The organism is Capnocytophaga sp. oral taxon 878 (assembly GCF_002999135.1).
Taxonomy (GTDB): domain Bacteria; phylum Bacteroidota; class Bacteroidia; order Flavobacteriales; family Flavobacteriaceae; genus Capnocytophaga.
Genome location: NZ_CP027229.1, coordinates 1,770,165 through 1,783,884, shown reverse-complemented (window position 1 = coordinate 1,783,884; position 13,720 = coordinate 1,770,165). Strand labels below are relative to the sequence as shown.

The window sequence follows — 13,720 nt, the reverse complement described above, 5'->3', positions numbered from 1 at the left end:
TTGTGAGGTTGGTATGGAAGTGGTATTTTTGCAGCATTATTAACGTTAAAAAGAAATGTATAATGAAAAAAGTTTTACTATTAATGAGTGCTGCGCTTATTGGATTGGCTTCTTGCAGCAAAGATGAAAAAGAAGAAGATCCTATTGTAGGAGAGTGGGTAATTGAGAAAATTGTATGGAGTGCAAAAGTAACCCCTCTTGATGAATGCAATAAGAATATGAAAGTAGTTATTACAGATAAACATATTGCTTATTATGATACTGCTAAAATAAATAACGAATGTTATTCAACTATTCACGAATATGACTATCAAAAGGTGATGCTGAACGGTAAAGGCTATTTGAAGAATGTAGGAAATCGTGAAAAGGCTTATTATTATTCATTAGAAGAGAATAATACAAAATTGCGTTTATCATTAGAAGAGTCTACAGATTATACTATTTTTAAGCGTAAGCAATAATTTAAGTGATATTAAAAAAGAGAGTATTTATTTGAATAAGTACTCTCTTTTTTTGTTATATAGGGTAGGGGGGTATGATTTAAAAAGTAAAAACGTAATAATTTTTTTGTCAATTAAAATAAAAGTTGTACTTTTGCCGAACTTTAATGAAAATTATATATGGCAACTTACAAAAAGAACGACAACCGACCTAATAAAAACAGGCTTACTGAGGAAGAGAAAGAAGTTCAGTTACACAAAGAAAGTACTACTGCAGAGGTGTTTGATGCCCTTGATGCGGGAGCTACGCGTACTGAAGACTGGGTGAAGCGCAACCAGAAAACTATCGTTGGTGTATTGGTGGGTATAGCCGTTATAGGCTTAGGGTACTTACTTTACCAACAGTTTGTGAAATTACCTAATGAAAAGAATGCTGCTAATGAGCTGTTCTTTGCGCAACGGTTTTTTGATGAGGCAATGGAAGCAGATAACAAGCAAGCACAAGATTCATTGTTTAAAGTATCGATTAAAGGGGGGCGTGGTAAATATGGTTTTGAGCAGATAGCGGAAAAATACAGTGGTACCAAAGCGGCGAACCTTGCTGAATATGGTATGGGTATGGCTTATATGCGTTTGGGAGAGTATAATAATGCTATTAAGCACTTAAAGGCATTTAGCTCGACAGATGATATTTATGGGGCTCTTGCTTATGGTAACATAGGAGATGCTTACTTACAACAGAAAAATAATGCAGAAGCATTGAACTACTATATCAAGGCTTTTGAACAAAGTAATAATGAGTTTGTAACGCCATTGTATCTTAAAAAGGCAGGTATAGCTGCTACATTGCAAGGTAAAACGGCTGATGCACTTAAATACTATGAGAGAATAAAGAATGAGTATCCGAACTCGGAAGAGGCTCGTACTATTGATATTCTTATCGGGAAGATTAGTCAGTAATATTTATTAAGATAAAGAGGTAAGAGATAGGAGTGTATAAAGCTCTTATCTGTTACCTCTTATTTGTTATTTAAATTATGGCAACAGAAAACAAGAATTTATCGGAATATAATAAAAAAGAAATCCCAAATGCGGAGAGGCTTCGCTTTGGGATTATTACTTCGGGCTGGAATGATCAGGTAACTTACGGGATGCGTGATGGAGCTATCGCAACATTAAAGGACTGTGGTGCTAAGGAAGAGCATATTATTTGCTGGGAGGTGCCAGGTAGCTTTGAGTTGGTACACGGGGCAAAACGTATGTTGGACAAGGGAGAAGTAGATGCAATTATTGTAATAGGTTGTGTAATACAAGGAGAGACACGTCATTTTGATTTTGTGTGCCAAGGGGTTACCCAAGGTATTGCGCAACTGAATGCCACGCAGAGCAAGGTGCCTGTGATTTTTTGTGTACTTACGGACAATACTTTGCAACAATCACTTGACCGTAGTGGAGGCAAACACGGCAATAAAGGGGTAGAAGCGGCGATTACAGCCATTAGAATGGCAGAGATAGGAAGATAGAAATTATGAAATGTAAATGCTTGTTATTTCTTACCATCTGTTTCTTTTTATCTGTTCTTTTTGTAAGGGGGCAGGTACGTGATACTGTTTATATTTTTGATCCGAAATATTATGCAGGAGATACTATACAGCTTGCTGAAGTGACTTTATTTGGTAAAGAGCGTATTTTTACAGATGAAGAAGAACAGAAGCGGTACTGGATACTTAGAAGCCGAGTGAAGCGGGTGTATCCATACGCTAGATTGGCAGCAGATAGGCTACATACGATGGAAAGGACAATGGATACGATGCAAAACAAGCAGCAGAAGAAAGTGTACGTGAAGCGTACCCAGCAGTATATTGAAGAGCATTTTACTGAAGAGCTGAAGAAGCTATCGCGTTCGCAGGGGCGTATTCTTATTAAGCTTATTCACCGACAAACGGGTAAGACAGCTTATGACTTGGTAAAAGACCTTCGGAATGGGTGGAATGCTTTTTGGTATGATAAAACGGCTTGGCTGTATGATTTATCACTTAAGAAAGAATATGACCCAATAAATAATGAAGAAGATTATTTGATAGAAGAGATAATTTTAAGGGCTATTAATAAGGGCGAGTTAGAGCCACAGATACCTGCGCTACAGTATAATTTTTCTAATCTCTCGGAATTATACAATCAGCGAAAAAGAAAAGGGAAATAAAGAATAACGAAAAACTTTGTTAAGATTTTTTAAATCTTGGCAAAGTTTTTTGTACTATGCTTTTTAGGTTTCAGTTTTTTTTGTACTTTTGCACCTGAAAATATAAATAGCAATTATGGAGTTATACTACGCCTTTTCGGTTATCATAGTTTTAGCGGCATTGTTCTCATACGTGAATGTGCGCTATGTAAAATTACCAATGACTATTGGTATTATGGTAATTGCGATGATGGTATCGGTAGGCGTACGACTTTTTGGAGGTGAAGTATTTGCAGGGCTAGCACATAAGTTGGAAGCCTTATTACAAGGTTTTGATTTCACGGAGATACTGATGGGAGCAATGCTTAACTTTTTGCTTTTTGCAGGGGCATTGCATATTAATATCAACGATTTAAAGAATCATAAGCTTTCTATTTTCACATACGCTACTATTAGTGTAGTGCTTTCAGCTTTCTTTATATCAGCGTTGTTATATTATATTGCTCCGCTGGTAAATATTAAAATTCCTTACATATATTGTTTGCTTTTTGGCACGCTTATTTCGCCTACAGACCCTATAGTAGTGCTTGGTGTATTGAAACAAGCTAATGTGCCGAAACGTATTGAAAATAAGATTACGGGAGAGTCACTTTTTAATGATGGAGTGGCTGTAGTAATGTTTGCTGTAGTGCTCAAATTGGCAACAGATAACAGTTTTGAACCATCATTTAATGCCATTACTAAGCTCTTTTTGTTGGAAGCAGGAGGAGGAGTTTTCTTAGGAGTATTGCTAGGTTGGGTGGTTTCAGAAATGATGAAAAAGGCAGATGACTATCATGTGAGTGTACTTCTTACCTTAGCTATAGTAATGGGAGGTTTTTTGATAGCTAAAACCTCACACGTGTCATCGCCCTTAGCGATGGTGATAGCCGGGCTTTTTGTAGGTAATGTAGGAAAGAAAGCTAATAGTGATGAGAATAAAGATTACTTAGAGAAATTTTGGGCAATAGTAGATGAAATAATGAACGCTATACTATTTCTATTCATTGGTTTTGAGATGTTGCTAATTGATAATCTTGATGGGCAGTTTCTTTTGGGAGGAATAGCAATTATAGTATGTTTGGCGGGACGAGCTTTAGCTATTTATATACCAGCTAAGACTATATTAAGGAAAGTAACCACTTATTCAAGAGGTTCACTTATTACTATGGTGTGGGGCGGTGTACGAGGAGGAGTATCAATAGCTTTGGTGTTATCAATCCCTGCTGACAAAGCAGGAATTAAAGAAACATTGTTGCAAATAACATATATTGTTGTATTGTTTTCTATTTTAGTACAAGGGCTTACTATAGGTAGGGTAGCTACTCAGGTATTGTATCGTGATGAAGTAATGACACGTTTGAGGCGAATGAAGAACAAACAATTAAAAGGAAAACAATAATAGCTTTTTTTAAACAGGAAAATATGCAAAAAGATAAAGGATTAGTAAGTGCAAAAGAAGTAGCAAAGGCTATTAATATTGATAAATTAGGTTTTTTAGGTACTTTTGGAGGGTGGACACTGATGAAGTTGCTACGCCTAACAAAACTGAATAGAATTTACAATAGGACTAAGCACTTACAAGGGCTTGATTTTCTAAACAAGCTATTAATTGATGAATTTGAAATAAAGTTTGAAATTCCAGAAGAAGATTTTAAGAATATTCCGAAGGAAGGAGCTTTTATTACGATATCGAACCATCCGTTGGGGGGAATTGATGGTATTTTGCTATTAAAATTGTTACTTGAAAAACGTCCTGATTTTAAAATTATGGCAAATTTTCTTTTGCAAAGGATTAAGCCTATAGCTCCTTATGTATTACCTGTAAATCCGTTTGAAGATCATAAAGATGTAAAATCAAGTGTAGTAGGTTTTAAGCATACTATTGCTCATCTAAAAGAAGGGAAGCCATTGGGACTTTTTCCTGCAGGGGAGGTATCAGTAACAAAAGAGGAACAGTTGGTAGTAGATAGGCCATGGGAAGAAGCTGCTATGAAGCTGGCTAAGAAAGCAAAAGTGCCTATTATACCTATTTATTTTCATGCTAAGAATAGCAAAATGTTTTATTTTTTAGCTAATATTAGTCCTACTTTACGTACAGCTAAGTTACCTTCGGAGTTGCTTACTCAGAAACAGCGTACTATTTATGTGCGTATAGGAAAACCTATATCAACAGCTATGCAAGATGAACATCCTGAATTGGCTGATTATACTGAGTTTTTGCGTAGGAAAACATATATTTTGGCTAATGCTTTGGAACAAGATAAGAAATTTTTGCCTATACCAAATGTATTAAAAGTTAGCAAAAATGAAGTAAAACCACAGAAAATAGAAGCACCTATAGAGCAAAAACTTATAGAGCAAGAGGTAGCACATATTACTAAAAATGATTATAGACTTCTGAAAAATAATAACTATGAGGTTTTCTTGGCACCTTATCAAGAAATCCCTAATATAATGAAGGAGATAGGTCGCCTGCGTGAAATTACTTTTCGTGAAGTGGGAGAGGGGACTAATGCTTCATCTGATTTGGATAAGTTTGACTTGTATTATCATCATCTTTTTTTATGGGATTCCGAAGCAAAGCGAATAGTAGGGGCTTACCGTATGGGCTTAGGGGCTGAGATTTTTCCTAAATATGGAATTGAAGGTTTTTATACTCATGATTTATTCCGTTTTGAGCCGGAACTATATGATATGATGAGTAAAACTATTGAAATGGGGCGAGCTTTTATTATTTCGGAATACCAACAGAAGCCTATGCCACTATTTTTACTTTGGAAAGGGATTGCGCATACTACTTTACGTTATCCAGAGCACTCATATTTGTTGGGCAGTGTGAGCATTAGTAATCAGTTTTCTGATTTTTCTAAATCGCTGATGATAGAGTTTATGAAATCTAACTTTTATGACCCTTATATAGCACAATATGTACGCCCTAAAAAGGAGTTTAAAGTAAAACTTAAAGATGCTGATAAAGACTTTATTTTTGATGAAACTAAAGCAGATCTTAATAAATTTGACAAGCTAATTGATGAGCTTGAACCAGGCAACCTACGCTTACCAGTACTTATTAAAAAGTATATTAAGCAGAATGCAAAAGTAATAGCTTTCAATGTAGATCCTCTATTTAATAACTCAGTAGATGGGTTGATGTATATTAGAATAGCAGATCTTCCTGAAAGTACTATGAAGCCTGTTATTGAAGAGTTTCAAGCTGAATTGGAAGCTAAAATGAAAAATAATGAAGAATGAAAATCAATATATAATGAAAAAAATATTATTTTTAGTAATACTACTACCTATAACACTTGCTGCACAAATAATAATTGTACCTAATCGTTATACATTTCAGAAAGAGGATAATCAATACCAACTAAATGTACTTACGAAATTCTTATTTGAAAAACAAGGTTTTAAAACTTATATAGAAAGTGAACTTCCTGCAGGGCTATTGCAAAATCCTTGCAACTTATTAAAAGCTGATGTAAAGAATGAATCAAATATGATGACTTCTAAGCTACAGCTTATTTTGAATGATTGTACTAATAATGTAGTTTTTACCTCAGAAATAGGTAAGAGTAGAGAAAAAGATTATAAAAAATCATATCAAGAAGCCTTAAGGAATACTTTTACAGGAAATGCATTAGCAGCTTTTAGAGCAAAATTTCAAACTCCTGAAATACAAAATGAAACATCCAAACCATTAAAAGTAACTATGCAGCCCTATATAGCTTTACTTCATGCTAAGCAAATAGAGGGAGGTTATGAGTTATATGACAATACAATAAATGAGTTGCAATTTATAATTAAGAAAGTAGATACACCTAATATATTTGTTGCTTTTTGGGTAAAATACCAAAAATATGGGGTGCTTGAGAAAGATGGTTCTACTTTCTATAAGTTTACTTTTTATAAATCAATAGAAGAATTACCAACTGTTATTTCTGCTCAAATTCAATTTAATTAGTTCTATTTTGTACTCAAAATCCGAAGCAAAAAAACTACGTGAAGATTTTTGGATATCCTTTGGTAAATCTTTTCCTTATAAATGGACTCTTTATGATACTAAAATCAAGGATTTCACTTTTAAGTTTTCATTTAATACCCGTAAAGCACAGGTGCAACTTGCTATAGAAGACCCTGATAAATCAATACGTAAATTGTATTATAACAAGTTGTTATCACTTAAAACTATACTACAAGAAGAATATCTTCCTGAAGCTGTTTTTGAAGAACATTTTATTTTAGAAAATGGTAAAGAAATTGCTTGTGTATATGTTGAACTACCTAACGTAAATATTCACAATAAAGCTACTTGGCAACAAACAATGGTATTTTTAAATTATACCATGCAGCAGTTTGAAATCTTTTGGGCAGAGTATAAAGATATTATTCAAGAAGAAAAATAAAGTCATTTTTATATGAAAAAAAAAACAATTTGGAATTTATTTCTTATCCTTTTTATTATCTCATTTTTTGTAACCCCTTTAGGCTATGAAAGTAAGATTTTATTGCAACGTATTTTCGCAGCGTCAGTTCAGATTATTCCTGCAGAAAAAACTCGTAGAATAGACTTTGATTGGCAGCTAAAAGATCGCAATGATAAGCAATTTAATTATTTGCAAACAGAAGGTAAAAAGCCTTCATTTGTTTATTTTTTTTCATCTTGGCGTGAAGTGAGTGTAGCTGATCTTTATGCTGTTGAAAAACTCTATGATGCTTACAAGGATAAAGTAGATTTCTATATTATTACTAATGAGCGCCCTGAACCAGTGGATGAGATGATGCAAAAACGTAATTTTCATTTTAAAGTTACTTATCTCATTATTGGTGAGAAAATGCCTTTTGACCCAGAAAAGATCCCTTCGGGGTATTTAGTAGATAAAAATGGTTATGTGCGTGCTGAAAAAGAGGGCATTGCTCGTTGGAATAGTGATGTAGTTCATCAGCTTATAAATAGCCTTATTCAGTAATTCTATAAGAAATCTCTATCTTTTAAATGAAAATATTTATAAAAATATTATTTTAATCCAATCTAAAGTACTACCTTTGCACTCCGTTGATAATTATGGACTTATAATTGATAAAAATGGCTAAATATACAGAAGAAGAACTTAAAGAAGAATTAGAAAATAACGAATATAAATACGGGTTTTATACCGATATTGAGTCTGAAACTTTTCCTAAAGGGCTTAATGAAGAGGTAGTTATTGCTCTTTCAAAAAAGAAAAATGAACCTCAATGGATGACAGATTGGCGTTTAGAGGCTTTTCGTGTATGGCAATCTATGGAAGCTCCTTCTCATTGGGCAAACCTTAAGTTTGAAATTCCTAATTTTCAGGATATAGCCTATTACTCTGCTCCTAAACAAAAACCTAAACTCAATAGCCTTGATGAGGTAGATCCTCAGTTATTGGAAACTTTCCAAAAATTAGGTATATCTTTAGAAGAACAAAAACGCCTTACAGGAGTAGAAGACAAACCAGCTGTGGCTATAGATGTAGTGATGGACTCTGTTTCTGTAGCTACTACTTTTCAAAACACATTAGCAGAACGTGGTATTATCTTTTGCTCTATTTCTGAAGCAATCCAAAAACATCCTGAGCTTGTGCGCAAGTATATTGGTACAGTAGTTCCTAGAACAGATAACTTTTACGCTGCTCTAAACTCAGCTGTTTTTTCAGATGGTTCTTTCTGTTATGTGCCTAAAGGCGTACGTTGTCCTATGGAGCTCTCTACCTATTTCCGTATCAATCAGGCGGGAACAGGGCAGTTTGAACGTACCTTACTTATAGTAGATGAGGGGGCTTATGTCTCATATTTAGAAGGATGTACAGCACCACGACGTGATGAAAACCAACTACATGCCGCTGTAGTAGAGCTTATTGCTATGGAAGGCGGTGAGATTAAATACTCTACTGTACAAAACTGGTTCCCTGGTGATAAAGAAGGTAAAGGTGGTGTGTACAACTTTGTAACTAAAAGAGGTTTGGCTGAGAAAAATGCTAAAATATCATGGACACAAGTAGAAACAGGCTCTGCTATTACTTGGAAATATCCTTCTGTTGTGCTTAAGGGGGATAATTCAATAGGAGAGTTTTACTCTATAGCAGTTACTAATCACTTTCAGCAGGCCGATACAGGTACTAAAATGATTCATTTAGGAAATAATACCAAATCTACTATTATTTCTAAAGGTATTTCAGCAGGTAAATCACAAAATAGTTACCGAGGATTGGTAAAAGTAGTGCCTAATGCTCAAAACGCACGTAATTTTTCTCAGTGCGACTCTCTGTTAATGGGTAATCTTTGTGGTGCACATACATTTCCTTATATTGAAGCTAAAAACCCTACTGCTCAAATAGAACATGAGGCTACAACCTCAAAAATTGGTGAAGACCAAATTTTCTATTGTAATCAGCGTGGTATTGATACCGAAAAAGCTATTTCGCTCATCGTAAATGGTTTTGGTAAGGAAGTATTGAATAAACTTCCAATGGAGTTTGCTGTAGAAGCCCAGAAACTACTTGAAATATCTTTAGAGGGTAGTGTAGGGTAAAAAAGTAAACTATATAGCAGTTTACAGCTTAAAAAAACAATATGTCAAAGAACTTATCAGGCTCCTTAGTATACATCAGAACTTTCTGAGGGCAAAGGTCTGATGATTTTTTTACTTTTGCAAAAACTTGTAAAGCCAAAAAAATATTATTACCTGTTTTTTAGAAGATTGTAAAAGCATTTTTATAACAACCTATCTAAAGGTTACATACTAAAATTGTAAATTATTAATTCATAATAGCTAATTGAAGAATATGATTCTCGCTCCTTCTCTTCTTGCTGCTGATTTTGGTAATCTTCAGCAATCCATTGAAATGGTGAATGCTAGTGCTGCCGATTGGTTCCATATAGATATTATGGATGGGGTATTCGTACCTAATATTTCGTATGGTATGCCCGTGTTATCGGTTATTCAAAAGCACGCTACCAAACCCTTGGATGTGCATTTAATGATTATTGACCCCGATCGCTATATTAGCACTTTTGCCAAACTCGGTAGTGATATTCTTACTGTACATTATGAGGCTTGCACTCACTTGCACCGTACTGTACAGGCTATTAAAAGCGAGGGTATGAAAGCTGGGGTAGCACTAAATCCCCATACCCCTGTAAGTGTATTGGAAGATATTATTTGCGATATCGATGTAGTGCTTATAATGAGTGTGAACCCGGGTTTTGGAGGGCAGTCATTTATTGAAAATACTTATAAAAAAGTATACCAAGCAAAAACTCTTATTCAGCAAGCAGGAGCCCTCGCTCTTATAGAAGTAGATGGCGGAGTAACTCTTAAAAATGCTCCAACCCTTTTAGAAGCGGGAGCCAAAGCCCTAGTAGCAGGAAGTTTTGTATTTAATGCTCCTAATCCTACCGAAACTATAGCCTCAATGAAGCTCTTAGCTTAATAACTAAAATACACTTTGCCAAAGTATCAAACCTTTAGCAAAGTGTATTTCATTTTTAAATGCTTACGTTTATTAAGAATAACAATTTATACTGTTAAACTTATACTTCTTATCTTCACGAGGGTCTGCAGTATATTCAAACTCTTCAACTTCTTTTAAGCTAAATAGAAAACCGCTATTAGCCAAAGGAAAACCCTTCTTATCTTTGCGCTGATACCCCTGTATTTTTACAGCATATTTCCCAGATTTCACTTCAAACCGTAATCCTTTATGCAATAAAAAACCATACAAGGTGCTATAACTTATAATATTTCCTACAAATTTGCTTGTATCCCAATTCAGTAATAACCCAATTGATCCTATCCAAATACTATTATCACTTCCTACCGTAAGATTAAAATACTCATAGCAGTACTTCTCCTCCCATTCTTCCGAAAATCCCTCACCTAAGTTGCTAATCCTCACCTGATATGTTACAGAATTTATCTGGGGAATAGGAAGCCAGCTACCCGTTTCTATTGATCTTAGGTACAGTTCGTGTTCCTTTTGAAACAGTGATAGCACTTTTTTGGTGCGTGATTTCTTTTCCTCTGAAAGAAAAGAAGTTAATTGTGCTACAGAGAAAATACAGATTCCATAGTCAGAAGTTTCAATTTCATTAACCTCCATATTCTTTATGTTATTGTTTTATTCAGTTTCTTCACTCCCCAAAAGCACCTGCTTTTAGTTCAAAATATTTTAACATTCTTTGCCAATACCCTCAAACACCCCCTATTTAAATGAAAGTCTGGGTTGTGCAGTTGTGTTTTGAGTCGTGAAATCACCGTTTAAATATTTGTAATATCCTACAATTCCTATCATAGCAGCATTATCGGTACAGTACTGAAACTTAGGTACAAAAGTATCCCAGCCGTATTGCTCTCCCATAGCCGTTAAGGCAGTCCTAATACCCGAGTTTGCCGATACCCCACCTCCTATCGCTATTTGCTTAATACCAGTTTGTTTTACAGCTTTTTTCAGCTTGTTCATCAGTATCTGCACTATAGTATGCTGCGCCGAAGCACAAATATCAGCCAAGTTTTCACTAATAAAATTAGCATTCAAGGCCGTTTGTTTCTGGATGAAGTACAATATCCCCGTTTTAAGTCCCGAAAAGCTAAAGTTAAGCCCACTTATATTCGGTTTAGCAAAAGCAAAAGCCTCAGGATTACCTTCTTTGGCATAAGTATCAATCAGAGGCCCACCAGGGTAGGGCAGTCCCAATATTTTAGCCGTTTTATCAAAAGCCTCACCTACAGCATCGTCCAGCGTTTCGCCCAATATTTCCATATCAAAGAAACTATTTACCTTCACTATTTGCGTATGTCCACCGCTAATGGTCATTGCCAAAAAAGGAAATTCAGGCTTCTTTTGCCCCTCATCAATAAAATGAGCAAGGATATGAGCCTGCATATGGTTTACCTCTATCAATGGGATACCCAGTCCCATCGCCATTGATTTGGCAAAAGAAGTCCCCACCAGTAATGACCCCATAAGCCCCGGACCTCTCGTAAAAGCAATAGCCGATAGCTCCTCCTTTCCTACCTTCGCTTTCTCCAAAGCCTGCGCTACAACCGGCACAATATTCTGCAAGTGCGCCCTCGAAGCCAGTTCAGGCACCACACCCCCATATTGCTCGTGTACACTTTGGTTAGCCACCTCATTACTAAGTACTTTGTCATTCAAAAGCACTGCCGCCGAAGTATCATCACAGGACGACTCTATCGCCAATATATAAGTATTTTTCATCTCCATTTCTTTAAAGTGCAAAAATACAAATAATTTACAAAAAGGCAAATAACCGTTCACTGCCTCCCTCATCGCCCTCCCAGCCATCCCCTCTTACTTTTTTCACATCTTATTGCTTGTTTTATTGCGAATTATTCAAAAAAACATCCACCCCCATTTCATCCCCCACCTCAAAATGCAACCCATTAATAATCAAACTGTTGTACTATCAGTATTCCCCCAAGAAGCTTATAACTACCTTATAGGATGAACGAACCATAAACGAAGGATAAACGAACTGTAAACGAAGGATAAGCCTTACTCCCCTGTCTATCAGCTACTTCATTCCTCATCTCTGTTTTTGCCAAAATCGCAACCAAATCCCCAAAACATTGCATTTTCCTCAACACCCAATCCTCCTATCCCCCCATACCTCCCCCCTCAAAATTAAAACTAAAAATTAAAAAAATTTGCTAATTAAAAAAAGTTTTATATCTTTGCCCTCAAAGTTTACTAAAACATCAAAAGCAAATGAATTTACACGAATATCAAGGAAAGGAAATACTTTCAAGTTTTGGGGTAAATGTACAGCGCGGTATCGTTGCCCAAACCCCCGATGAAGCAGTTGCAGCTGCCAAACAGCTTACCGAAACCACCGGCACACAGTGGTATGTCGTAAAAGCACAAATTCACGCCGGAGGGCGTGGCAAAGGCGGAGGCGTAAAGCTCGCCAAAGGTATTGATGAGGTAAAACCCTTAGCATCTCAAATCATAGGAATGCACCTCATCACCCCACAAACACCCCCCACAGGTAAGCAAGTACACCAAGTACTCATCGCCGAAGATGTCTATTACCCAGGCGAAAGCAAAACAGCCGAGTTCTATATGTCAGTACTCCTAAACCGCGCCAAAGGTAAAAATATGATTATGTATTCTACCGAAGGAGGTATGGATATCGAAACAGTAGCCGCTCAAACACCCCACCTTATATTTACCGAAGAAATAGACCCCGCAGTCGGACTATTACCCTTCCAAGCACGCCAAATAGCCTTTAATTTAGGACTCGAAGGCAACGCACAAAAAGAAATGGTCAAATTCGTTACAGCCCTCTACAAAGCCTATGTAACCTCCGATGCCAATCTATTCGAAATAAACCCAGTACTCAAAACCTCCGATAACAAAATCTTAGCAGTCGATGCCAAAGTAGTCCTAGATGATAACGCCCTATTCCGCCACCCCGAATACGCCGCTTATCGCGATATACGTGAAGAAAACCCTATCGAGGTCGAAGCCAAAGCCGTAGGGCTAAACTACGTAGCCCTCGATGGTAACGTAGGATGTATGGTCAATGGCGCCGGATTAGCAATGGCAACTATGGATTTGATAAAACAAGCAGGAGGCTCACCAGCCAACTTCCTCGATGTAGGAGGTACCGCCGATGCCAAACGCGTCGAAACTGCCTTCCGCATCATACTCAAAGACCCCAAAGTAAAAGCCATACTCATCAATATCTTCGGAGGGATCGTACGTTGCGACCGCGTAGCACAAGGCGTAGTCGATGCATACAAAAATATGGGCGATGCAATTAACGTACCTATCATAGTACGTCTCCAAGGCACCAATGCCGAGCTCGCCAAAGAAATATTAGACGCATCAGGCCTAGCCGTACATTCAGCTATACAGTTCCAAGAAGCCGCCGATAAAGTTAAAGCTGTCCTAGCATAGCCTTTAACCTTTCCATATTCAGATTTCAGGTGTAAGATTTAGGGTACAAAGTCTAAGTTATTAGGATACAACTCCTAATACCTCCCTCTATCCTACACCTGATT

At 36.4% G+C, this 13,720-nt stretch carries 14 protein-coding genes; 12 read left to right on the top strand and 2 right to left on the bottom strand.

Annotated elements, in window-relative coordinates:
• The first annotated feature begins 62 nt into the window (after nt 1-62).
• From C4H12_RS08070 to rpe, 11 genes are all read left to right on the top strand, one after another.
• Entirely contained in the window at nt 63-461 is a 399-nt protein-coding gene (locus tag C4H12_RS08070; RefSeq protein WP_106098470.1) for a hypothetical protein, read from the top strand.
• Nucleotides 462-620: 159 nt separating this feature from the next.
• A complete protein-coding gene (locus C4H12_RS08065; RefSeq protein ID WP_106098469.1) occupies nt 621-1,400 on the top strand; it encodes a tol-pal system YbgF family protein in 780 nt (259 codons plus the stop codon).
• Nucleotides 1,401-1,477: 77 nt separating this feature from the next.
• Nucleotides 1,478-1,963 carry a 6,7-dimethyl-8-ribityllumazine synthase gene (gene ribH / locus C4H12_RS08060; protein ID WP_106098468.1) on the top strand — a complete coding sequence of 162 codons (486 nt, stop codon included), beginning with the start codon at nt 1,478-1,480 and terminating at the stop codon, nt 1,961-1,963.
• Nucleotides 1,964-1,968: 5 nt separating this feature from the next.
• Nucleotides 1,969-2,643, top strand: coding sequence for a DUF4294 domain-containing protein (locus C4H12_RS08055; protein WP_106098467.1), 675 nt, complete (start codon nt 1,969-1,971; stop codon nt 2,641-2,643).
• A gap of 115 nt (nt 2,644-2,758) precedes the next feature.
• Entirely contained in the window at nt 2,759-4,063 is a 1,305-nt protein-coding gene (locus C4H12_RS08050) for a sodium:proton antiporter (protein WP_106098466.1), read from the top strand.
• Between the two features lie 23 nt (nt 4,064-4,086).
• On the top strand, nt 4,087-5,916 hold the full coding sequence (locus C4H12_RS08045) for a GNAT family N-acyltransferase (RefSeq protein ID WP_106098465.1): 1,830 nt from the start codon (nt 4,087-4,089) through the stop codon (nt 5,914-5,916).
• Between the two features lie 13 nt (nt 5,917-5,929).
• Nucleotides 5,930-6,631, top strand: a complete 702-nt coding sequence (locus C4H12_RS08040; protein WP_106099452.1) for a hypothetical protein — start codon at nt 5,930-5,932, stop codon at nt 6,629-6,631.
• A gap of 7 nt (nt 6,632-6,638) precedes the next feature.
• Nucleotides 6,639-7,073: a DUF4268 domain-containing protein gene (locus C4H12_RS08035; RefSeq protein ID WP_106098464.1), complete on the top strand. Its 435-nt coding sequence runs from the start codon at nt 6,639-6,641 to the stop codon at nt 7,071-7,073.
• 12 nt (nt 7,074-7,085) lie between these two features.
• Nucleotides 7,086-7,637: a redoxin domain-containing protein gene (locus C4H12_RS08030; RefSeq protein ID WP_106098463.1), complete on the top strand. Its 552-nt coding sequence runs from the start codon at nt 7,086-7,088 to the stop codon at nt 7,635-7,637.
• Between the two features lie 116 nt (nt 7,638-7,753).
• A complete protein-coding gene (sufB, locus tag C4H12_RS08025; RefSeq protein WP_106098462.1) occupies nt 7,754-9,223 on the top strand; it encodes a Fe-S cluster assembly protein SufB in 1,470 nt (489 codons plus the stop codon).
• A gap of 253 nt (nt 9,224-9,476) precedes the next feature.
• Complete coding sequence (gene rpe / locus C4H12_RS08020) at nt 9,477-10,124, top strand: ribulose-phosphate 3-epimerase (RefSeq protein WP_106098461.1); 648 nt, start codon at nt 9,477-9,479, stop codon at nt 10,122-10,124.
• Between the two features lie 72 nt (nt 10,125-10,196).
• On the opposite strand, the gene C4H12_RS08015 is transcribed toward rpe, so the two are convergent.
• Complete coding sequence (locus C4H12_RS08015; RefSeq protein ID WP_106098460.1) at nt 10,197-10,793, bottom strand: hypothetical protein; 597 nt, start codon at nt 10,791-10,793, stop codon at nt 10,197-10,199.
• 102 nt (nt 10,794-10,895) lie between these two features.
• Nucleotides 10,896-11,912, bottom strand: coding sequence for a tRNA (adenosine(37)-N6)-threonylcarbamoyltransferase complex transferase subunit TsaD (tsaD, locus tag C4H12_RS08010; protein ID WP_106099451.1), 1,017 nt, complete (start codon nt 11,910-11,912; stop codon nt 10,896-10,898).
• A 510-nt stretch (nt 11,913-12,422) separates the two neighbouring features.
• Between tsaD and sucC the strand changes: the two genes are divergently transcribed.
• Entirely contained in the window at nt 12,423-13,616 is a 1,194-nt protein-coding gene (gene sucC / locus C4H12_RS08005) for an ADP-forming succinate--CoA ligase subunit beta (protein ID WP_106098459.1), read from the top strand.
• The last annotated feature ends 104 nt before the right edge of the window (nt 13,617-13,720 follow it).

Coding starts and splice junctions, on each gene's coding strand:
- C4H12_RS08045 (WP_106098465.1), top strand. CDS start 4,087: ATGCAAAAAGATAAAGGATTAGTAAGTGCAAAAGAAGTAGCAAAGGCT.
- sufB (WP_106098462.1), top strand. CDS start 7,754: ATGGCTAAATATACAGAAGAAGAACTTAAAGAAGAATTAGAAAATAAC.
- C4H12_RS08055 (WP_106098467.1), top strand. CDS start 1,969: ATGAAATGTAAATGCTTGTTATTTCTTACCATCTGTTTCTTTTTATCT.
- sucC (WP_106098459.1), top strand. CDS start 12,423: ATGAATTTACACGAATATCAAGGAAAGGAAATACTTTCAAGTTTTGGG.
- rpe (WP_106098461.1), top strand. CDS start 9,477: ATGATTCTCGCTCCTTCTCTTCTTGCTGCTGATTTTGGTAATCTTCAG.
- tsaD (WP_106099451.1), bottom strand. CDS start 11,912: ATGAAAAATACTTATATATTGGCGATAGAGTCGTCCTGTGATGATACT.
- C4H12_RS08070 (WP_106098470.1), top strand. CDS start 63: ATGAAAAAAGTTTTACTATTAATGAGTGCTGCGCTTATTGGATTGGCT.
- C4H12_RS08015 (WP_106098460.1), bottom strand. CDS start 10,793: ATGGAGGTTAATGAAATTGAAACTTCTGACTATGGAATCTGTATTTTC.
- C4H12_RS08065 (WP_106098469.1), top strand. CDS start 621: ATGGCAACTTACAAAAAGAACGACAACCGACCTAATAAAAACAGGCTT.
- ribH (WP_106098468.1), top strand. CDS start 1,478: ATGGCAACAGAAAACAAGAATTTATCGGAATATAATAAAAAAGAAATC.
- C4H12_RS08040 (WP_106099452.1), top strand. CDS start 5,930: ATGAAAAAAATATTATTTTTAGTAATACTACTACCTATAACACTTGCT.
- C4H12_RS08030 (WP_106098463.1), top strand. CDS start 7,086: ATGAAAAAAAAAACAATTTGGAATTTATTTCTTATCCTTTTTATTATC.
- C4H12_RS08050 (WP_106098466.1), top strand. CDS start 2,759: ATGGAGTTATACTACGCCTTTTCGGTTATCATAGTTTTAGCGGCATTG.